A 20,399-nucleotide genomic window follows, 5' to 3' on the forward strand; every position below is an offset into this window, starting at 1 on the left:
CAACGACTCAAAGAGTAAGTGTGCCGAACGCCTCTGGGACGAGCATGGTGAGGCGGTGTACCGATTTGCGCTCCGGCTCTCCGGCAATCGGTCGGTGGCCGAGGACCTCGCGAGCGAGACGATCCTCGCGGCGTTGCAGAGGCTGCATCGGAATGCGGACGAGCCACTTCACCGCGCCTATCTGTTCGGCATCGTCGTGAACAAGTGGCGGCGCGTTCGCAGAATCCGGACCGACGCAATCGACGATCTCGTCGCCTCAAACTCGCCCAATCTCGCTGCTCTCATCGACCTTGAACGAGCCTTTCGGCAGCTGCCGCCGAAGCTCCAAGAGGTGTTTGTCTTGGTGAAGGCCGAGGGCTTCACGTCCAAAGAAGCGGCCGAAGTGCTGAGGCTCCCTCAAGGCACGGTGCAGGCCAGAGTACACGAAGCGGTCCACCGTATGCGGCGCCTGCTCGGCGTCGAGATCCCAGTTTCAACAACTCCTCGAGAGGCGAAAACATGAACATGGAAGAACCGATTCACTTTTCGGGCTGGCGAGACCGGGCCGCCGAACTCGCGTTGAAGGACACCGTGCTGGACTTGATCCCCCGTCGGGACCGGTCCCGCCGCTTACGCGTTCTTGCTTTGGGCCTTGGCGGCTCCAGTCTGGCCCTCGGTGCGCTGTCCCTGTTCGTCTTCTTCGGTTCATCCAAGGTGACGCTGGCTCAGGTGATTGCGGCCGATCAAAAGGCCGACTCGCTGACCATCGTGCACAGACGGATCATGAGTCCCGAGAAGGGCGGTGGTTTCACGGTCACGACGTGGGTTTTGGGCGACCAGACACGCACGGAGCTGCAGCGAGCCCTGGACCCTGAGCCGACCGGCGACTTCTACTGCACGCATGGAGAGGAGACGATCTGGTACCGCTCCGCGCTCAACCTGGTTGTCTACGACGCCAAATCAAAGATTCAACCGAGGGCGAATCGGGCTCCAAGGGTCGAGGAGATGCTCAAGGACTTCGCTGCCGCCAAGGTCGAAGAGGGCTACAACTGGAACGGGCGCACCGTGACGCGGTTCACGTACAAGGCCGATGTCGGCAACACCAACGTGGATGAAGAGTTGCTTGTGGACCCGGAGACCAAGTTGCCGATTCGGTTCACCTCGATGCGGGACCGCGGATCGTGGGGAGATGAGTGGACCTACAATTACGCCAAGTTCGACCCCGCTCGCCTGAAACCGAACGTCCCCGCGAGCGCGCAGGTCATCGATCATCGAAAGCTGCGTGAGCCAATGGCCAGGATTGCGAAAGACGCCAAGGGTGCAGTTGCGATGGTCGTCATCGCTCCATTTGAGGTTGCCGTGCTCATGGAGGCCGCTCGCGTCCAAAAGGCGCCCTTCGGGATCTTCGAAATTGCGTTGACCGCGAAGGACGGTTCGACCAAGATGTACAAAGGACAGTTCGCTGACCCGTTGGGATCGGGCTTGTTGCGGGTTGGGGGGAGAGACTTTGCCGTGATAAGATCGAGTCGGAACGACCCTCACTGGGAGGAGCACTGGTTTGGGAAGAATGTCGCGGGCCACGTCAGGTTCAACGGCGAGACCTACGCGTTCGCGGACGTGCCAACCGTGGCGGCGGGTGGGATCTTCATGCTCAACGAGCCCTTCTCCGCTGCCTACTGGGCTGCCCATCCCAACAAGAACAAGTAGTACCTACTGCGGAGAGTCCCCCCCAGCGCCTCTGCGCCTCTGCGTGAGACATCTCCTAACGCGCCAAAGCCAACTCACACATCGCCCGCATCCCAACCGGCAGCGCCTTGTCGTTGAAATCGAACTCTGGCGCGTGGAGGTTGGGGTACTGCTCCTGCGTTTCGCCGAGGAGGCCCAGCCAGTAGAAGCACGCCGGGCACTCGGCGCCGTAGAACGAGAAATCCTCGGCGCCCATCACCGGCTCCACTTCGTCCGGCGAGAGGGCGTCGCCGAACACGGGTCCTAGGGTCTCGCGCAGGCGCGCGACGGCAGACGCGTCGTTGCACGTCACGGGGTAGCCGTAGTTGAAGCTCAGCTCGGCCTTGGCGCCGAACGCGGCCGCCACCCCTGAGGCGATCTCGTCGATGCGGCGCATCGCGAGGTGGCGCGTGGCCTCGTTGAGCGTGCGCAGCGTGCCCACCAGCAAGGCCGTGTCGGGAATGATGTTGCTGGCCGTGCCCGCAACGATCTTGCCGATCGTGACCACCACCGAGTCGAGCGGCTTCACGTTGCGGCTCGCAATCGTCTGCAGGGCGGTGACGATGTGGCTCGCGACGACCACGGGGTCGATGCCCATGTGGGGCATTGCGGCGTGTCCGCCCTTGCCGGTCACCAGAATCTCGAAACCGTCGGCCGAGGCCATCATCGCTCCGACTCGCGTCGCGATCTGGCCGACCTTCATGCCGGGATAGCCGTGCAGCCCGAAGATCATGTCCGCGCGATTCCCAAGCACCGTACCCGCGAGCGCGCCGTCGTCCACCATCTTCTTGCCCCCACCGCCCCCCTCCTCCGCGGGTTGGAACAACAGGAGCACGTGATTCGGACGCTCCTCGAGCTTAGAGAGCACCCGGGCCGCGCCGAGCAGGATCGACGTGTGTCCGTCATGGCCGCACGCGTGCATCCGCCCCTCGTGGGTCGAGCTGTACGGAAGACCCGTGTTCTCCACGATCGGGAGGGCGTCCATGTCCGCGCGGAGAGCAATCGTGCGGGCACTCGGCACGGTTGCGGGAATGAGCGCGAGGACGCCCGTGCCTCCGGCCAGACCGGGCACGTGCTTCACACCGAGCCGCGTGAGTTCCCGCTGCACCACGCCGCTGGTTCGGACCTCCTGGTACCCCAACTCCGGATGGGCGTGCAGGTCGTGCCGGATCTCCTCGATCTCGGGCAACTCGGCGGCGATGGCTTGGGCGAGGTCCATAGGGAAGAGAATACTTCGTTGCGGGAAACGGGAATCGGGAATCGGGAATCGGGGGACGGGAATCGGGAATCGGGAAACGGGAATCGGGGGACGGGAATCGGGAGTCGGGGAGGAGGGCGTGCCAAACTGATGACTTGGCTGACGCGCCCCCTTTCCAACGAACCGCGCTCCGACGGGCCTTTGCCCCCGGCATCGCCGCGGTGCGCAGCCAGATCGGGCCTCTGGTCGTCATCCAGATCGCCGCGGTGATGCTCGTCATCGCCTACTACCGAAGCCCCGAGATGCAGACGGTCGCGGCGAAGCTGGCCGGGGTCAAAGTGGCGGGGGGGCTGCTCTTCTCTTTCCTGGCGGGGGGCGTTGCCGGAGGGGCGATCCCCGAGTTCGCCAGGCTCCTTCTGCGCCGCATCCCGCGGTTCGATCGTGCCTGGGCCGCCACAGCGGGCTACAACGCGCTGGTCTATGGGGTCGTGGGCGTCCAGGTGGACCTCTTCTACCAACTGCAGGGGCTCGTCTTCGGCACGGGCAACGATGCCCAAACCCTCATCGTCAAGACTGCGGTCGACATGTCGCTCTTCACCACGGTGATCAGCATCCCCACGGCCGTGTTCCTCTACGCGTGGAAGCGCAGGGGATTTCGGTTCGACGGGTGGCGTTCGGCCTTCTCGCGCAGGTTCTACGCCAAGGAGGTGTGGCCGACGCTCATCCCCTGCTGGGCGTTCTGGATCCCCGTTCTCCTGTGCGTCTACGCCATGCCCGCCGACTTGCAGTTCTGCTTCGCGGTGCTCGCCGAGGCCGCGTGGAGCATGGTGTTCGTCTTCATGGTCACGAGACCCTAACCGCTGCCGTCGATTCGCCCCTCGGGCTTCGACGGCAGCGGATACTTGGCCACGTACGCTTCCAACGCGTCGATGTCGACGAGTCCCAGATTCCAGCGCATGCCTGGGGCGGCCTTCAATACCTCGAACCCATCGCCACCGTTGGCGATGTACTGGTTGACGGCCACGCGGTAGGTGCGGCCGTCCTCCACGGGTTGCCCCTTCAGCGAGGCGGAGAGCAGACGGCTGCCCACGGGCTTCGAAGCGTCGAACGCGTAGTGGAAGCCCCTGGAAACCTGCAGGAAGCGACCCTCCTTCTCTTCGAGCCCGCTTAATCCGTACTCGAGTGCCGCCTTGATCTCCTTGCCGGTGAGCTCCATCACGATGAGCGTGTTGGCAAACGGTTGGACCTCCACGAGCTTGTCGTAGGTGATCGTCCCGCTTGGCAAGGGGGCGCGGACGCCGCCGCTGTTCACGACGGCGAAGTCGGGGTTGGAGGCCGCGCAGGCCTCGAGCGTCGCGTCCGCTATGAGGTCGCCCATGGCGGATTCGCGGAGCCGTCCCTCCTCGTTGGGCACTCCCGCATCGCTCTTTCCGACGACTTTCCGTGACGCGGCCAGGATCGGCATGCGGAACGCGTCGAGTGCGGACAGGGCGAACGGGTCGTCCGGAATCGACGCGTCGACGACCACCGGCGCGCCGCGCCAAGCCGTGACGGCGCCCTTGGCGTTGAAGTCCACCTGCAGGTGTCCGAGGACCTTCCCCCACTCCCAGCTCGCGACGAGAAGGGTCTTGTTGCCTCCGGGGTTCTGGACGACGGTCGGGTAGGGCCCCTCGCTGGCGGGGAAGTCGGGATTGGCGAACGTTCCGAGCAACGAGTGGCTGTGTCCCCCGACGATCACATCGACCCCGCGGACCGTGGCGGCGACCTTCTTTTCCAGCTCATACCCGAGGTGGCTGAGCAGGATGACCTTGTTGATGCCCTGTGCCGAGAACTGGTCGACCTCCTTCTGCACGTTGCTCATGAGCTCTAGCATCTTGACCGTCGGCCCCGGGCTGCTCACATCGGGAAGTTGCGGTGTGACGGCGCCCACCAGCCCGATGCGTTGGCCGCCGACCACGATCACAACCGAGCGCTTGATCACGTCTTTGAGGTCCGGATCGCCCGAAACGTCGAGGTTGGCCGCGAGCATCGGGAACTGGACGTTGCGTGCAAAGACGCCGAGCGGCTTGGGGCCGAGGTCGAACTCGTGGTTGCCCACGGCCATGGCGCGGTAGCCCATCAGGTTCATAAAGAACGCGTCGGCGAGTCCCTCGTACACCTTGAAGTACATCGTGCCCTGGAAGGTGTCCCCTCCCGAGAGGACCACGGGGTTGGGTTCGGTGGCCGCGAAGCGCATGAGGAGCGTGACGTGCTTCGCATAGCCCCCGTACATGCCTTTGCCGACCTTGACGGGCTCGATGTGACCGTGGAGATCGTCCGTATGGAGCACGGTCAAGGTGTACGACTGGCCGAACGCCAAGGCGGCGACGAGGGAGATCAGGAGGGAGGCGAGACGTCGCATGGCGGCAGTCTACCAAGCGGTGTCCTGAAGTGGGACAGCCCCCTCCGATCCCATTGGGCCGGAGGGGGCGCCGAGCGTTACGACTCCCGTCGGTGGAAGAACGGGTGGTCGGGCGCCCGCGAATGGCACGCGGAACAGGTGTCCAGCGTGCCGACGTGCCCTTGGACGCGGAGCATCTGCTCGTTGTCCTGAGCGGTCACCGTGGGCACGATGGCGTGGGGGCTGTTGTGGCAAACCACGCACTTGACGTTCTTGTGCCCGACCGAATCACGGAACAGCTTGCCGGGTTGTTCGTACTCGTGCCCAGGCACGTGGTGGCAGCTGCCGCAGCGCGGCTCGTCCACCCAGGCCGTTCTAAGCGGACTACCGACGGCTTTCATGTTGCCATGGCAATCTTCGCACTTCATACCACGCGCGTAGTGCACGTCGCGAAGGCACTGCGTCTGGGTGCCCGGGTGGCAGTTGTAGCACGCCTCTTTGGCGGGCCCCGACCGCATCCTGTAGGGCATGGCGCGCTTGGCGTGCGAACTGTGCATCGCCGACGACATGGACGAGACTCCTGGCACTCCCGCCGTCCCGAGCGCTGGGTCGGCGTGGCAGCTTGCGCACAGGACCGGTTTCTGGTTCATCAGGTCCGTCCCGTGTTTGCGGTCGTGCTTCCTTAGAATGTCTCCGGCGACCGTGTCGCCGTTTTGGGGCCGGTGGCAGTAGTCGCAGTGGATCTCCCAGGAGACGGGAATCACCGCGTAGGTCACGTCCTTGACCTGTCCGTTCTGACGGACCTGCACGCGGGCCAGTTGGTACGGGTCGTTCGCTCCCTGATCCGTGATGGGCGTGATTGGGATGCCCGAGGCGATCCAATCACGGTCGGCCGTAGGAGTCATGGAGCCTGTCAGGCCGTTGCCGGTCAGGCCGACATCCAAAGGGAGAGCGACGCCGAACAGGGCCGGAGCGTAGTCCCAGAAGTTGGTCTTGGTGTGACTCACCGTGTTTCCCGGGATCGAATACTCCACGGTCACGCCGGTCGTCAGGATCTTGGGATCTTCGTTCGAACGGTCGATGACGGTCGCCCGCATCGTGTTGTAGGGCGGGAGGATGCAGATCTCCGAGAAGTCGTCGTTGAGACAGTGCATGCCCAGGTCGTTGTAGGCGATGACCAGCTTGTCGCCCAGAATCTGCGGTGCAGCCGGAGGATCGGGACGGTGGCTGCTGACGGATCCAAAGCCGAGCGTGAGCAACCCACCCGACACGATCGCGAGCAACCAGGAATTCGCCTTCCCCTTGCGGGTGGCTCGAGGACTCTCCAACATGATTCAACTCCCTACGGGCCAGGCACGGCCGCCTGATCGCAAAGGGGCTTGTCCCCCCGGACCCCTCTCGATCAACGCAATTGGCTCCGAGTCGAAACTCGTCGCTCGACCCGACCCATACTCGTAAGTGTAACGGCACTTTCGAAAAGATTCGCAGGCATGTTGCGGAGCGATGGAAAACGGGGCGGGTGGCAATGCACGGACTGGGACCGCGAGACGGGAACAAAGTGATCGACTGGGGCAAGACCTCGCAAGACTACGCCCTTCATCGACCGGGGCCCCCGCCGAGCTTGTTTGAACAATTCTTGGAGCTTGGAATCGGCACGGAAGGGCAGCGCCTCCTCGACCTTGGGACTGGGACGGGCGTGATGGCGCGCCAGTTCGCAAGGCAAGGCGCGCTCGTGTCAGGAGTTGACGTTTCTCCAGAACAGATTGCGATGGCCGGCCAACTGGCTGCGGAAGAGGGCTTGGAGGTCGAGTTCCTTCCCCATCCGGCAGAGGCGCTCCCGTGGTCTGGACCGACGTTCGACGTGGCCACGGCGAATCAGTGTTGGCTCTATTTCGATCGAGAGAGGGTTGTAGCGGAGCTTCGGCGAGTTCTGAAACCGGGAGGGAAGCTGGTGACCTCTCACTTCTCGTGGCTCCCCCGGTTGGATGCGATCGCTCGGAGAAGCGAGCAACTGGTCCTCGAGTTCAACCCGGATTGGAGCGCAGCCGATTGGTCGGGCGACGTGCCGAAAGTGCCTTCCTGGGCGGAGCCCGAGTTCGAAGTAGAGGCTATGTTCGTCTACGATGAGCCGATCGCATTCACGCGAGAGAGCTGGCGTGGCCGATTCCGCGCCTGCCGGGGGGTGGGAGCAGTGCTTTCGGAATCAGAGGTCGAGGCGTTCGATGCCGCTCACCACGCCTTGCTGCATGGGACTGCTCCCGAGTCGTTCACCGTCCTGCATCGTTTGGACGCGCACGTTCTCAAGCCGAGGCCCAGGTCCAACTGGGTTTCGAGCCGAGGGATGGTGCCGCATTGATGACGGTCCGTTGGAAGCAGCGATGCTGATCGTTCTCCCCCGCGCTCCCGCGCCACTCGCCCCCCAGGGACCGGAGACTCGGCTGAATGCGGTTTGGCGCGGGCGGCTGGAACGTCGGTTGGAGCTGCCACGCGGCGGGCAGTTGGTTCTGGTCCTGCCGGTGGAGGGGCCGGGCGTGATTTGTCAGGGCGCGGTTCTTCGCAAGGACCGCTACCTACTGCTTGCCCCGGGCGCGGCTGATTCGACCTTGACTCTCGGTGTACCAGCCGGGCCCGCCGAGGTGTTGGTGCTGTGGCTCAGCTCTGGGTTCATCGCCGAGATGGCCGAGAGCCTGGTCATCCCCGCGGGCTTCCAAGAACTGCTGCATGGAGTGGCGCTTCGCAAGGGAGACCCGTTGTCCGCGGCGGCGGCAGAGCTTGCAAAGGCGTGTCTCGAGGGTCGGCATGACGATGCCGAGGAGGCTGGCTTCGATGTGATCGGGGTCGTCCTGAGCCTCATGCGGATTCGGCATGAGGCGATGCTGAGGCTCGCGAGGCATCGGGGCAGCACGTTGGAAGAGTTGCTGCCCCGGCTGATGCTTGCTCGGCAGATGGTCGAGGCTCGCTTCGCCAGCGCGTTCACCACGCGCGCGGTTGCCGACGAGCTCGGGCTCTCCGAGTTTCACTTTGCCCGCCTGTTCCGCGCGGCGTTCGACACGCCCTTGCGGCAGTTCGTCATCGGCCTGCGCCTGGATGCTGCCCGGCGCCTGTTGGAGTCCAGCAAGGGGTCGGTTCTGGAGATCGCGCTCGAGGTGGGCTACTCCAGCCCCAGCTCCTTCACCCACGCGTTCCGCAGGCGATTTGGCGTGCCTCCCGGGGCGTATCGCGACCAGTTCGCCGAGTGAGCAGGATTCGACAAGGACGCCATCGGGCATGCGGTGGATACTGGTCGTAGTGTGTGAGGTGACCCCGATGTCGATTCAAGCGAAGAACGTCAACCATCCAGGCTACCAAGAGCCCCTCAACGAGCAGAAGTACACGCTCATTCGCGATGCGATCCTGGGCGTGGTCCCAGCCGAAGGTGGAATCACCTTCCAGGAGTTGGAGACCGAAGTGACGGCCCACCTCAAGCGGACGAAAGCGCCGATGGAGCTGTTCCCGAAGCCCGGCTCCGTGAGGTGGTACTGTAAGGTCGTGCAGCTCGATCTCGAGGCGCGGGAACTTATCGAACGCGTACCGGGCAAGGTCCCGCTCCAGATCCGCAAACGTTAGCCTCCCGAGGGACACCGACGGCAAACGACAAACCACGAGGGCCCCTCACCCGCTGCCCCCTCTCTCCCAGAGGGGCGAGGGGGGGCGGACCACAACCACAAACCACAAAACGCCTACGCGTCCATCTTCTGGCGAACCAGGGCCAAGGTCGCCTCCTCTCGCTTTGCCGCCTCTGCGTCGATCTCCGCAGCGCGAGCCAAGATACGATCGACGAACGCCTTGTCCTCGACGCCCGAGGAGTTGATCTGCACGTTGAGATGCGCCCCCCGAACGGCGGCTCGGGCGCACAGGGCACCTACTCCCGCATCGCTCACGGAGTTCGGGTTGCCTTCCGCGGCCATGGCTTCCAGCACCTCCATCGAACGGAGCGCAACCTCCATGGTCTGAAGCGGGACCTGCATGGCCTCCTCGGTGCGTCGTTGGATGGCGTCGTGCCGGGCCGCCTGCTCCTCGTCGGTGCCCTTGGGCAGCTTGAAGGCCGCCATGAGGCGGTCGAACGCGCGCGTGTCCTCGTCCACGAGGCGCAGAAGCTCGTCGCAGCACGCCTGGCCGCGCTCGGCCCAGTCGGAAAACTCCTCCCACCGCGCGTCCCAGCCGCGCTTGTGGCTGGAGAGGTTCGCGACCATGGTGCCGAGCGCCGCACCGAGGGCGCCGGCCAGAGCGGCGACCGAGCCACCGCCGGGCGCCGGTGATTCGGAAGCGACGGTGTAGGCGAACTGGCGCACGTCCAAATCCACGAGGTTCTTCAGGCCGCGGTCCCGCATCGCGTACTCGATGATCCGCTCCTGGGGGTCGAAGGGATCCAGTTCGTCCAAGCCCATGGTTTTGACCGCGATCCGGATCAATTCATCGTTGGGCAGGCCGGTGGAGCGCTGCTGCTTCTTCAGGAAGTGTCGCCCGGCCGCAAGCATCGCCTCGAGGGGGACAAGCCCGACGAGTTCGGAACCGGTGACCCGCATCCCCCGCTCGCCGGCCTTCTCGCAGCACACTTCGTACACGGTGTGGAGCGGCGTCTCGCGCAGGTTGGTGAGGTTGATCGAGACTTGAGCGAAACCGTACTCCTCGATGAACCACCCGATCGCCTTCGTGCTTTTGAGCGCGCCCGGCTCGTACACGGGATGGCCCTCGGCATCGCGCACGATCTCGCCCGTGAGCGGGTCGCCCTCGCGCTTGACGCGTCCGCGCTCGCGGATGTCGAACGCCACGGCGTTGGCGCGGCGCGCGGAGGTCGTGTTGAGGTTCACGTTGTAGGCGATGAGGAAATCGCGCGCGCCGACGGCGGTGGCCCCGGTCTTGGGCTGGAAGGTCGCGGGGCCGAAGTCGGGCTTCCACCGCGGGTCCTTGAGGCGCTCGGGTAGGGCCTCGTACTCGCCCGCGCGGACCGACGAGAGCTCCTTTCGCTCCTCGCTTGTGGCCGCCTCGCCGTAGAGGAAGATGCTCAACCCCAGCTCCTTGCCCAGGCGTTTGCCCAGCGCCCGAGCGTGCTCCGCGACCTCCTCCATAGAGATGCCCGAAATGGGGATCAGGGGGCACACATCCATCGCGCCGAAGCGGGGATGCTCGCCGGAGTGGCGCGCCATGTCGATGCGCTCGGAACCCACCTTCGCGGCCTGGAACGCCGCTTCGCAAACCGCCTCGGGAGCTCCTGCGAAGGTGAAGACCGTGCGGTTCGTGGACTTGCCGGGATCGACGTTGAGAAGCGTCGCTCCTTCGACCGCCGAGACCGCGTCGGCGATCGCTTGGATCACCGCCGGGTCCCGGCCCTCGCTGAAGTTCGGCACGCACTCGATCAGGGGCTCGCTCATGTGTCGAAGTATATCGGTCAATCCAGCTTTCGGAAGTTCACCTTCATCGCCGCGAGCCGCGCGAGGTGGCCCTGGAGCCGCTCCAGGAAATCGGGGTAGGAGCGCTCCGCCTGGGGCGTCCATACGACCTCGGCGAGTGCGCAGATGCGGGGAAAGCCCATGTACTCCGCATACTCCGGCGTGGCGATGTACTCGGTCCAGATCTGGCCCTGGGCCCCGAGGACGCGGGCGGCCTCCTGGTCGGTGAAGCCCTCGGGCACCGGGTCGAACGCGTACACCTTTTCAAGCGGCAGGAACCCTCCGATCGCCAGGGGTTCCTTATCGGTGGGCCTCGCCTGATAGTAGTCGAGGTAGAGGTGGCTCGTGGGCGCCATCACGACGTCGTGGCCGGACTTCGCGGCGGTGATGCCGCCTTGGATGCCGCGCCAGGACATGACCGTCGCCCCCGGTGCGAGCCCTCCTTCGAGGATCTCGTCCCACCCGATGAGACGGCGGCCGCGGTCGGCGAGCCACTTGTCCATTTGGCGGATGAACCACGACTGCATCTCATGCTCGTCCTGGATCCCCAGGGCCTTCATCTTCGCCTGCACGCGCTCGCTGGCCTTCCACTGGTCCTTGGGACACTCGTCGCCGCCGACGTGGATGAACTTCGAGGGGAACAGCTCGATCACTTCCGCCAGCACGTTCTGCAGGAACTCGATGGTGGAGTCTTCGGTGTTGAGCACGTTCGGGTTCACTCCCCACGTGGTCATCACCTTGAGATGCGTGTCCGTGTTGCCGAGTTCGGGATACGCGGCGATGGCCGCCTGGGAGTGGCCGGGCATCTCGATTTCGGGCACCACGTTCACGTGCCGGCGCGCGGCGTAGGCGACGATCTCGCGGATATCCTTCTGGGTGTAGTAGCCGCCGTGGCGCACGCCGTCGTACTTCGGCTCCTTGGCGCCGTAGTGGCCGACGAGGGTTTCGTCGCGCCATGCTCCGATCTCGGTGAGCTTGGGGTACCGCTTGATTTCGACGCGCCACCCCTGGTCGTCCGTGAGGTGCCAGTGGAACGAGTTCATCTTGTGCAGCGCGAGGAGATCGATGAACCGCATCACGAACGCCTTGGGCATGAAGTGGCGCGCGCAGTCGAGCATGGCGCCGCGCCATTGGAAGCGGGGCGCGTCCTCGATGCGGGCGCAGGGAATCTGAACCGGACCCGAGGGTTGGGTGCCGAAGGTCGCCGCGGGCATCATCTGGCGCAGGGTTTGGCACCCGTAGAACAGCCCCGACGGCGAGGCCGCGTCGATGCGGATCTGGAAGGGGGACACCTCGAGGGTGTAGCTCTCGTCGGTCGTGTTGCCTCGCCGATCCGGATCGAGCCGCAGGAGGATCGCGCCGTTTCGCGGGGCCTCGCCTTCGTCGACCTCGAGTTTCAGCCCGGTGCCGGGCGCGATCTGTTCCGCAAAGAGCCTCGCCTCGCCGAGGGCCGCCTCGCTGGCGAGGATCACGGTCTCGGCGTTCAGCTCGAACGTGCCGAGCCCGGGGACGACGGAGACCGGAGCGGGGACGAGGTTGAGGGTGGAGAGAGTCGCCATGGCCATCGCGGAGAGCATGGCGCAGGGTTTACCCGCGATCTTTCAGACGTTTCTCGATTTCGCTCCGGAACGGCTCGGGGAACTCCGTCCACGGCGTAGGCTTGGGGTCGAAAACGGCTGGCTCGCCGATTTCGGCGGCGATCGGATCGCCCGTGCTGAAGACCAGAGTGAGGTGGAACACATTTTGCGTGCCGTGCAGGTACCGGTTCGCCATATCCCAGGCGTAGCCTTGGCTCTTGCCCTGTTGTCGGTTCGAGATCTGGCTGACGAGTTGGCCGATGTCGAGAAGGGGCGTCCGGGCGTTCGGCGCGGCCTCAAGCCAGGGCTGGGCCACATCGCGCGAGTCTACGGCCAGCTTGAACACGGTGTCGCGCGGGATGCCGTTTGGGTACGCATCGGTGACTTCGAAGGGAGGCCTTGGCCATACGTCCTGCTCGTACAGGGCCTTTTCGGCAAGGGCGACTTGAGGTGGCGCCAGTTGGCTGATCGCGATGCCGGCAGGGGAGGCCGCGGCAGTGCGCTGGGCGCGTGAGAACGAGCCTACGAGAGGAACGAGCGCGTTGATAGGAATCGAAACGGTGGGGTATCCCAGCATCGCCACTTCGTCGTGGGGAACTCCATAGCCGATCTGCGCGATCAGTGCGGCTTCGTCCAAGAACCGTACCGAACCGACTTCGACCACGTGTCTGACAAAGCGTTGCAGGGGTTCGAGAGGCTTCTCTAGCCATTCGATCAACGTTGGTCTGGCGTGTCGAACGATCAGCCAGCCGTCCTCCCGGAGCAGTTCGCAACCTCTCAACTGGAGGGCCGTGGCGATCCGGCCGAGCGTGGGCTTGCTCGACCAATCGATCTCCAGGCGCCTCTCGGCCACCGACGGGATCCATGCGATCCATTGCCGCCCGTCGTGCGCCGCGAGGGCGTCGAGACTCTCATAGACCAGGGTTCCGATCCGCGGGTGATCGGCGGGATTGAGCAAGTACTCGCGAATCTCCTCGGTTGGTTTCGGAGGAGTGGTCTGGGTCCTCCGGCTTTCCCACCAGTCGGCAATCCACTGAGCGGTCGGGCTGAGTGGGACCGGAGTCTCCGGGTACCGCGCGTCGAGGTGGGGTTGCGTCTCTCCTTCCAAAAGAAGAGTGGTGACCGAGGCGCGTTCACCCGCCATTCGGAGTGTGGCGACATCGCTTCCTTGCACGGAGACGATCACCCTCGTGCTCGGGTCGAACGCGCGCGGTGATGTCTCGCCGTACCCCACCACCCCGCCGCCTTGGCGAACGACCTCCTGTTGGAACCTCTTCACGGTCTCCGCCAGTTCTCGAAGAATGGCATCGCAGCCCTCCGGAAGGCGATGCTGTCGCCCGTTTGGCTGGTTGGAGAACACGATGCGTTCCAGGGGCTGCAGGCCCGACAGCCGCGCGCCGCCGATTTTGGCGAGAAGCTGGACAAGCCCATTCTGGAACGGGAGTTCCTGATAGAGGCGCGAGAGCTCCTCTTCTGCCGCGGGATCGTAGTTTGCCTGCCACCTCGCCTGGGCGCTTCGAATGCGGGTGACCAGATCCTGACAGCGCGCGTCCGTCCACGGCCTTTGGGCTTTGAGGAGGTTCTGGAGGTGTTCGTCGATCTGCCTGGCCCCCGCCTCGCGTGCTGCTTTCTCAAGGCGCGTCTGGAGTCCCTTCGAGCGCGTGAGGATTCTTGCGTCGCCATCCTTGAGCCACTCGCCGTGAACGGCTTGCGCCAAGTGTTCCAGCACCTCCTCGACGGGCGCTTCGTGCACGTCGATCAGCACCATCTGGTTTTGAATGGGGGGGCGCGCATGAAGCGTCAAGCCCGTTGCCTCGCCAATCTGGCGGACGGCGTTCGAAACCGTCGCGCCGCGGATAGCGAGCGTGAGCGGCGCGGGGCCTATCACAGTGTACGCAAGCAGGGCGAGGATCATGAGCTTCCATGTGGAGGACGGGTGGGGGGACCCATATGTTCTGCGCGCAGGGCCAGAGTGCCAGGTGCTGCTGGCCGGGGCTTGCCGAGGGGTACAACGAAACTCGCGACCGTCGGCGACGCGCCACTTGAAGACGCTCCCGCTGCTTTCGAACGAAGAAGCGGTGCAGCCGGGACTCACCCCTGACACGGGTCGCACCTGCCGTTATTGGCGGGGCCAGGCGTCGGTGCGGAACGGCGGCGCGGGGAGCCCCGCACCGTTGTAGAGGTTGGCGCTCGGGTTGCTGGCCCACGCGTATCGGACGGCCACGGGGTGGGGCACCTCGGCCGACCGCACCACCAGCGTTTGTCCGTCGACCGTGCCCGTCGCGGGAACGAACTTCCGATCGTCGCCCGCGATCTCGAGGCTGGTGACGGTGCCGCCTCGAGCGTTCAACCCTTGCGCCGCGGCGAACTGCACTCGGATCGCACTCCCCTCGACCGCAAACCCCGTGTAGGTGGGACCGAAACCCTGAACGGGACGGCGATAGGCGTCGGCGAGGGCGATCAGCGCGAGGCGCCTGCCCACGGCCTGCTTGTTCTTGGGGTGGATGTCCCTCGCTTCGCCGACGTCGATGGCCGTTGCCAGTCCCACGTGGGGGAGCCTCAGCGCTGCGGCCTGCGCTTCACGCACCCAGGCCCAGTTGAAGCCTGTCTCGAAGTTCGCGAGCTGCACGAAGTAGAAGGGCAGCTCGGGGCGGTTCCACGCCTGGCGCCAGGCGGTGATCATCATCGGGAACAGTTCCGAGTACAACTCGGGCTCGCCCGCATTCGACTCGCCCTGGTACCAGATGACGCCGCGGACGGGATACTTCACGAGGGGTGCGATCATGCCTTGGTACAAACCTCCCGGGACGCCTCCACCGCCGGGGCCGCCGCCTGGGGCGCGCGGCTGAGGGCCGCGTTCGGCCTCGGGCTTCCGACGCCAGGTCTCCATCTCGGCGTCCCATTGCGCTTTGCGCTCGGGATAGGTTTTGAGGCCCTCGAGGTAGGCGCCGAGCCGCTGCCCCAGCACGCTGTGGGCCCGCAGCCAAGGCCGAGGTGTCCACGCCTCCGCGGGCGTGCCGCCCCACGACGAGTGGATCAGTCCGATGGGGACTCCCAGCTGCTGCCGCAGCTCCCGACCGAAGAAGTAGGCCGCCGCCGAGAATCGGGGCACGGTTTCGGGCGAACACCTGGCCCACGTCCCGTAGGCGTCGGCCATGGGGAACTCGGTGGACCGGCGGGGGACGGTGAACAGCCGGATGTCCGGGTGGTTCGCCGCTGCGATCTCCGTCTGCGCGTCCTTGGAGGAGGCGACCGCCATCTCCATGTTGGACTGGCCCGAGCCCACCCAGACGTCGCCCGCCAAAACGTCCGTGAACGCAAGGGAGTTTTGCCCGAGAACCTGCAGTTCGAAGGGGCCTCCCGCCGGGAGCGGAAGCAAGGAAACTTCCCACTTGCCATCGGGACCCGTGACGGTCCGCGCGGAGCGGATGCGGTTCGCCGGCTCGCCCTTCGCGATGTGGACGTTCACGATTTCGCCAGGCGCGGCCCAGCCCCACACCCGCAACGGCACGTCGCGCTGCAGGACCATGTGGTCCGAGAAGAGGCTCGGCATGGCGACCGAGGCGACCGTGGGCGCGGTGGAGAGGGCGAGGGAGGCGAGAGCGAGGAGGGGGCGTACCATCGCTGTCCCTATTCGGCGATGCGGCGGCTTTCCCTGCTTGTTACTTGAGGATGCCTTTGGCCATCCAGAGCGGGTGGTACTCGATGCGGAGCCAACCGGCCTCGACCGCGGGGTCTTTGGCGAGCGCTTCGAGGGCGGCCCTTTCATCGGCCGTGTGGAAGAACACGATGCCGCGAAGGTCCCCGTCGTCTAGGAAAGGGCCAGCGGCGGCGACCTTCCCGTCCTTGGCGAGGGCTGTCAAGTGGGACATGTGTCCGGAAGCCAGACGTTGCGCCGCCTCTGTTGCCGGGTCGCCCCGCTTGGGGCCCCGGTACATGAGGACGACGCCGTACTCCTTCATCTCTGCGTCCTCTCCCACCTTGGCGAAGGGGTCGTCGGGCAAGAACCACGGGTGCGCATCCACAACGAGCTTGTCCATCTTGACAAAGGGGTCGTTGGCAAAGTGTTGCTTGGCGTCGCCTTGGTCCCCCTTGAGGACCACGATGCCGCGAAGGGCGGTGTTGTCCCCGAAGGGACCCGCAGCAGGAGAGATCCCCTCCTTCCAAAGCCGGGTGAGGTTGCCGAGGTGGCCCGTCATGGCCTCCTCGCGCTGCTCCTTCGTCAGCACCTCCTTGTTCGTTCCGCTCTTGAAGAACACGAACGTGTAGTTCGGCTTGGGCGGGGTCTGGAGTCCCAAGACCACGACGGCGAAGAGTGAAGCGAGCATGGGCTCATTATGGGACACCCTCGTGGGTCTTTGGCACGGAGGGCGTGACGCTTGGGCTCCCGGTTCGCGTCGGATGGCTATGAGGCTTCTTCAGATTCTCGCCATCGGTCTGGCGGTCGCTGCGTCGGGCCAAACGCCCACCCCTCCCGCGGCGACGACCTACAAGGGCCACGACGCCCTCGATCACTGGGTGGGCGAGTGGGACGTCTTCATGGGCGGGCAGAAGGTCGGCTCGAGCGTGATCGAGAAGACGCTGAAGGGGTTTGGCGTTACCGAGCACTGGACGAGCGCACGGGGTGGCCAGGGGCGAAGCTTCTTTGTGTTCGACGCGGCGGACGGCACGTGGCGCCAGCTCTGGATCAGCGACACGGGGTGGATCGTCCAGAAGACGGGCAAGCCAATCCAGGGCGGAATCTCTCTCGAAGGCGAATCGAAGTACCCCAGTGGCAAGAAGACCAAGTCGCGCGAGAAGTTGACGAAGAACGCCGACGGGTCGGTGCGACAGTTGATCGAGGACTACGACGAGGCCACGAAGAAGTGGACCGTGGCGTTCGACGGGAAGTACGTGCGCAAGGGCGATCGTTGATCCCTCGACATCGCCCGGGATGACCCCTCTCCTCGCCTTGCGTTACTCGAAGGTGATGCCTTGGGCCAACGCGGGTTTCTCCGTTCCGAAGTAGGTGGTGCTGGTCTGGCGGCGCATGTACGCCTTCCACGCGTCGGAGCCGGACTCGCGTCCGCCGCCCGTCTCCTTCTCGCCTCCGAAGGCCCCGCCGATCTCCGCGCCGCTCGTCCCGATGTTCACGTTGGCGATGCCGCAGTCGGATCGACGTTTGAAATACTCCGCCTCGCGCAGGTCCGTGGTCATGATCGCCGAGGAGAGGCCTTGGGGAACCGCGTTGTGGATCTCGAGCGCCTCTTCCAGCGTGTCGTACGGAATCAGGTAGGTGAGGGGGGCGAACGTTTCCCGCTCGACCACCGCCGTCTGGTTCGGCATCAGCGCGAGCGCGGGACGGACGTAGTACGCGTCGGGCCAGCGCTCCGCGTGCATCCGCTCGCCTCCGATCAGTTCGCGCGCGTCGCGGCGCGCTTCCGCGAGGGTCTCCTCAAGGCACGTGTAAGCATCCTTGTCGATCAGCGGACCGACCAGGGTGCGCGGGTCGAGTGGATCGCCGATGCGGGGGACGACTCCCGAAAGGGCGCCCTTGAGCCTCTGGTACAGGGTGTCTGCGATCGACCGGTGGACGATCACGCGGCGCGTGGACGTGCACCGCTGACCCGCAGTGCCGATGGCGCCGAACAGGATCGACGGCATCGCAAGGTCCAGATCGGCGCGCTGGGAGACGATCACCGCGTTGTTGCCGCCCAGTTCGAGCAGAGCCCGTCCGAACCGCTCGGCGACTTTGGGGCCCACGGCGCGGCCCATCCGGGTGGACCCGGTCGCGCTGATGAGAGGGAGGCGACGGTCTGAGACCAAGAGGTTGCCCACCGTCGCATCTCCCAGCACCACCGAGCTCAATCCATCGGGTGCGGCTCCGAAGCGTTTGCACGCCCGTTCGAACAGCGCCTGGCACGCGAGGGCCGTAAGCGGCGTCTTTTCCGACGGCTTCCACACGACCGGATCGCCGCAGACGAAGGCGAGTGTCGCGTTCCACGCCCACACGGCCACGGGGAAGTTGAACGCGCTGATCACCCCGATCGGTCCCAGCGGCAACCAGTTCTCCTGCATCGAGTGGTTGGGCCGTTCCGAGGCGATCGTCAATCCATACAACTGCCTCGAGAGCCCCACAGCGAAGTCGCAGATGTCGATCATCTCCTGGACTTCGCCGCGGCCCTCTTCGAGGATCTTCCCGCACTCGAGGGTGACGAGCCGGGCCAGGTCCTCCTTGTGGCTGCGCAGCTCTTCGCCGAAGAGCCGCACCAACTCGCCGCGGCGAGGCGCCGGCACATCCCGCCACGCGTGGAACGCCTGGGACGCACGGGCGATCGCATGGTCCACCTCGGCCGCCGAGTTGTTTCTCAGCGAAGCCAAGGCCGAGCCGTCGATCGGCGAGGTGACCACGAGGTCTTCGCCGGAACGGCTGGACAAGTCGACATGCAGGCGAGAGAGGAGTTCGGGTGCGTTTTCCACGGCGGCTCCATTGTATCTGTTGGCGAAGCGGTCGTCCGTCGATTCCTGTTGCCCTGAGCGAGCGGTCTGGGAGGGGCGCAGGGATTCCCCCGAGTAGGCCCCACGGCCATTCGGTTCCAGAACTGCTGCGGCGCGTCAAACCTATGAACGATTGGAAGATGGGCGGATACTCATGGATATGAAGATCCTTGCGTTTTGCGTTGTCTGCTACGTCCTTGTCGGGGCCATTCTGGGTTCGGGTTGCTCGAAAGCGGCTGGCGTGAGTCCGGAACCCGTCGCCGCCGCGAGGGGCGGGATCGAACTGGTCGTCTACACCGGTGATTTTGCCCAGGTACGCGAGGCGCGGCCCTTGGAGTTGGCCGCCGGCCGGAACCGGGTCGACGTCGCCGACGTGAGCCGGCAGCTCGACCAGGCGTCCGTCCTTTACACGTGGAACGATGCGAAGGGTGTCTCGGTGGATTCCAGCACCTACGATCTGGGAATCGAACAGAGCACCCAGCTCCTTCAGAGATTCCTCAACCGCGAGATCGAGCTGGTGTACCGAGGAGACAACGGCAAGGAGGGTGAACGCACGAAAGGGATTCTGCAGGTGGCGACGCCTGGCAACCTGGTCGTCCGTGTGGGCGATCACTTCGTCGTCAATCCGAATGCCACGGTCGAGGTGCCTGCCAATTCGGGCATCGTGCCTGTCGCTCAGCTCAGCGCCGAAGTGGAGAGCAAGAGCGCGCAGAAGGCGACGCTCGATTTGGCCTACATGACGCGTGGACTCAGTTGGAGCGCGGACTACACGGCGATCCTCGACCCAGACTCGGACTCGATGCGGCTCGAGTGCTGGGCCACGGTCACGAATGGAACGGGCATCGACTATCCGGATGCCAAGCTCCAGTTCGTGGCGGGCTCGCCCAATCGGGCAGTGACGGCCTCACATAACAAATTGGAGGCCGAAACGTCGATTGCTGGGGAATGGCAGAGGGAGGAGATGCGGCCTCTCGCCAATCCGATGGCGATGGACTCCGACACTCGTCCGATAGGCGAACTCGTCGCGTACCCTTACAAGTCGACCGCCACGATCCGCCAAGGCCAGATGAACCGCGTGCGGATGATGGAGGCAAACGAAGCCAAGCTCGTTCGCGACTACTCGGTGCGACTGCCCGCCAGCGCCCAGATCTCCGGTGGTGCCTCGGACCAGCGGATTCGAGCGACGCTTGCGATCAACTTTACCAACGACGAGTCATCGGGACTCGGCTTCCCGCTCCCAGCAGGGGCGGTGAGAGTCTATGAGACGTCCGACGCGGGGACGCCGGACTCCATCGGCGCTGCGGGGATTCCGGACACGCCCAAGAACGCGCGAGCCAGCTTGACGCTGACCAACGTGTTCAACGTGTACGCGCTCCCCAAGTTGGTTCAATCCCAACAAGTCGACAAGCGTCATTTGAGGCGGCGTGTGGAAGTGCACCTGCACAACGAGAAGAAGCGGGCGGTAGACGTGCGGTTGGTGGAGGGCTTCTACAGTGCCTGGAAGATCGAATCCGAGTCCAGCAAGAGCACGAAGCTCGACAGCTCCACGGCCCAGTGGAAGGTTTCCGTGCCCGCCGGCGGGGAAACGGTCGTGAAGTTCTCGGTGCTCTTGGGCTAGCGCAAGGGTGCGGAGT

17 protein-coding genes are annotated in these 20,399 nt (G+C 65.1%); 8 read left to right on the top strand and 9 right to left on the bottom strand.

Annotation, left to right across the window (positions count from 1 at the left end; all coding sequences use genetic code 11):
• Positions 1-55: 55 nt before the first annotated feature.
• A complete protein-coding gene (locus M9921_05130) occupies positions 56-502 on the top strand; it encodes an RNA polymerase sigma factor (GenBank protein ID MCO5296222.1) in 447 nt (148 codons plus the stop codon).
• Between the two features lie 2 nt (positions 503-504).
• Positions 505-1,686 (top strand): hypothetical protein, encoded by a 1,182-nt coding sequence (locus M9921_05135; GenBank protein MCO5296223.1) that lies wholly within the window; start codon positions 505-507, stop codon positions 1,684-1,686.
• Positions 1,687-1,741: 55 nt separating this feature from the next.
• Here M9921_05135 and M9921_05140 read toward each other — a convergent pair whose 3' ends face one another.
• Entirely contained in the window at positions 1,742-2,923 is a 1,182-nt protein-coding gene (locus M9921_05140; GenBank protein MCO5296224.1) for an amidohydrolase, read from the bottom strand.
• Positions 2,924-3,057: 134 nt separating this feature from the next.
• Here M9921_05140 and M9921_05145 point away from each other — a divergent pair, with 134 nt between their 5' ends.
• The gene (locus tag M9921_05145; protein ID MCO5296225.1) at positions 3,058-3,759 is read left to right on the top strand and encodes a hypothetical protein; all 702 of its coding nucleotides are present in this window, start codon (positions 3,058-3,060) and stop codon (positions 3,757-3,759) included.
• Here the strand turns inward: M9921_05145 and M9921_05150 are convergent.
• Both M9921_05150 and M9921_05155 read right to left on the bottom strand, forming a co-directional pair.
• Entirely contained in the window at positions 3,756-5,303 is a 1,548-nt protein-coding gene (locus M9921_05150; protein ID MCO5296226.1) for a 5'-nucleotidase/apyrase family protein, read from the bottom strand. The genes M9921_05145 and M9921_05150 overlap by 4 nt on opposite strands.
• 77 nt (positions 5,304-5,380) lie before the next feature.
• Positions 5,381-6,613 carry a cytochrome c family protein gene (locus tag M9921_05155; protein ID MCO5296227.1) on the bottom strand — a complete coding sequence of 411 codons (1,233 nt, stop codon included), beginning with the start codon at positions 6,611-6,613 and terminating at the stop codon, positions 5,381-5,383.
• A 290-nt stretch (positions 6,614-6,903) separates the two neighbouring features.
• Here M9921_05155 and M9921_05160 point away from each other — a divergent pair, with 290 nt between their 5' ends.
• From M9921_05160 to M9921_05170, 3 genes are all read left to right on the top strand, one after another.
• Positions 6,904-7,638 (top strand): class I SAM-dependent methyltransferase, encoded by a 735-nt coding sequence (locus M9921_05160; GenBank protein ID MCO5296228.1) that lies wholly within the window; start codon positions 6,904-6,906, stop codon positions 7,636-7,638.
• 22 nt (positions 7,639-7,660) lie between these two features.
• On the top strand, positions 7,661-8,521 hold the full coding sequence (locus tag M9921_05165; protein MCO5296229.1) for an AraC family transcriptional regulator: 861 nt from the start codon (positions 7,661-7,663) through the stop codon (positions 8,519-8,521).
• A 67-nt stretch (positions 8,522-8,588) separates the two neighbouring features.
• Positions 8,589-8,888, top strand: coding sequence for a hypothetical protein (locus tag M9921_05170; protein MCO5296230.1), 300 nt, complete (start codon positions 8,589-8,591; stop codon positions 8,886-8,888).
• A 113-nt stretch (positions 8,889-9,001) separates the two neighbouring features.
• Here M9921_05170 and ftcD read toward each other — a convergent pair whose 3' ends face one another.
• The 5 genes from ftcD to M9921_05195 form a co-directional block, all read right to left on the bottom strand.
• A complete protein-coding gene (gene ftcD, locus M9921_05175; protein MCO5296231.1) occupies positions 9,002-10,693 on the bottom strand; it encodes a glutamate formimidoyltransferase in 1,692 nt (563 codons plus the stop codon).
• A 17-nt stretch (positions 10,694-10,710) separates the two neighbouring features.
• Positions 10,711-12,288, bottom strand: coding sequence for a beta-N-acetylhexosaminidase (locus tag M9921_05180; GenBank protein ID MCO5296232.1), 1,578 nt, complete (start codon positions 12,286-12,288; stop codon positions 10,711-10,713).
• A 10-nt stretch (positions 12,289-12,298) separates the two neighbouring features.
• On the bottom strand, positions 12,299-14,203 hold the full coding sequence (locus M9921_05185; protein ID MCO5296233.1) for a hypothetical protein: 1,905 nt from the start codon (positions 14,201-14,203) through the stop codon (positions 12,299-12,301).
• 204 nt (positions 14,204-14,407) lie between these two features.
• A complete protein-coding gene (locus M9921_05190) occupies positions 14,408-15,910 on the bottom strand; it encodes a sialate O-acetylesterase (GenBank protein MCO5296234.1) in 1,503 nt (500 codons plus the stop codon).
• 40 nt (positions 15,911-15,950) lie between these two features.
• Positions 15,951-16,616, bottom strand: coding sequence for a YciI family protein (locus M9921_05195; protein ID MCO5296235.1), 666 nt, complete (start codon positions 16,614-16,616; stop codon positions 15,951-15,953).
• A 79-nt stretch (positions 16,617-16,695) separates the two neighbouring features.
• Between M9921_05195 and M9921_05200 the strand changes: the two genes are divergently transcribed.
• On the top strand, positions 16,696-17,202 hold the full coding sequence (locus tag M9921_05200) for a hypothetical protein (protein ID MCO5296236.1): 507 nt from the start codon (positions 16,696-16,698) through the stop codon (positions 17,200-17,202).
• 42 nt (positions 17,203-17,244) lie between these two features.
• Here M9921_05200 and M9921_05205 read toward each other — a convergent pair whose 3' ends face one another.
• On the bottom strand, positions 17,245-18,747 hold the full coding sequence (locus M9921_05205) for an aldehyde dehydrogenase family protein (protein ID MCO5296237.1): 1,503 nt from the start codon (positions 18,745-18,747) through the stop codon (positions 17,245-17,247).
• Positions 18,748-18,925: 178 nt separating this feature from the next.
• Between M9921_05205 and M9921_05210 the strand changes: the two genes are divergently transcribed.
• Positions 18,926-20,383 carry a DUF4139 domain-containing protein gene (locus M9921_05210; protein ID MCO5296238.1) on the top strand — a complete coding sequence of 486 codons (1,458 nt, stop codon included), beginning with the start codon at positions 18,926-18,928 and terminating at the stop codon, positions 20,381-20,383.
• The last annotated feature ends 16 nt before the right edge of the window (positions 20,384-20,399 follow it).

The organism is Fimbriimonadaceae bacterium (assembly GCA_023957775.1).
Classification (GTDB): domain Bacteria; phylum Armatimonadota; class Fimbriimonadia; order Fimbriimonadales; family Fimbriimonadaceae; genus JAMLGR01.

Coding starts and splice junctions, on each gene's coding strand:
- M9921_05135 (MCO5296223.1), top strand. CDS start 505: ATGGAAGAACCGATTCACTTTTCGGGCTGGCGAGACCGGGCCGCCGAA.
- M9921_05140 (MCO5296224.1), bottom strand. CDS start 2,923: ATGGACCTCGCCCAAGCCATCGCCGCCGAGTTGCCCGAGATCGAGGAG.
- M9921_05150 (MCO5296226.1), bottom strand. CDS start 5,303: ATGCGACGTCTCGCCTCCCTCCTGATCTCCCTCGTCGCCGCCTTGGCG.
- M9921_05155 (MCO5296227.1), bottom strand. CDS start 6,613: ATGTTGGAGAGTCCTCGAGCCACCCGCAAGGGGAAGGCGAATTCCTGG.
- M9921_05165 (MCO5296229.1), top strand. CDS start 7,661: ATGCTGATCGTTCTCCCCCGCGCTCCCGCGCCACTCGCCCCCCAGGGA.
- M9921_05170 (MCO5296230.1), top strand. CDS start 8,589: ATGTCGATTCAAGCGAAGAACGTCAACCATCCAGGCTACCAAGAGCCC.
- ftcD (MCO5296231.1), bottom strand. CDS start 10,693: ATGAGCGAGCCCCTGATCGAGTGCGTGCCGAACTTCAGCGAGGGCCGG.
- M9921_05180 (MCO5296232.1), bottom strand. CDS start 12,288: ATGCTCTCCGCGATGGCCATGGCGACTCTCTCCACCCTCAACCTCGTC.
- M9921_05185 (MCO5296233.1), bottom strand. CDS start 14,203: ATGATCCTCGCCCTGCTTGCGTACACTGTGATAGGCCCCGCGCCGCTC.
- M9921_05190 (MCO5296234.1), bottom strand. CDS start 15,910: ATGGTACGCCCCCTCCTCGCTCTCGCCTCCCTCGCCCTCTCCACCGCG.
- M9921_05195 (MCO5296235.1), bottom strand. CDS start 16,616: ATGCTCGCTTCACTCTTCGCCGTCGTGGTCTTGGGACTCCAGACCCCG.
- M9921_05200 (MCO5296236.1), top strand. CDS start 16,696: ATGAGGCTTCTTCAGATTCTCGCCATCGGTCTGGCGGTCGCTGCGTCG.
- M9921_05210 (MCO5296238.1), top strand. CDS start 18,926: ATGAAGATCCTTGCGTTTTGCGTTGTCTGCTACGTCCTTGTCGGGGCC.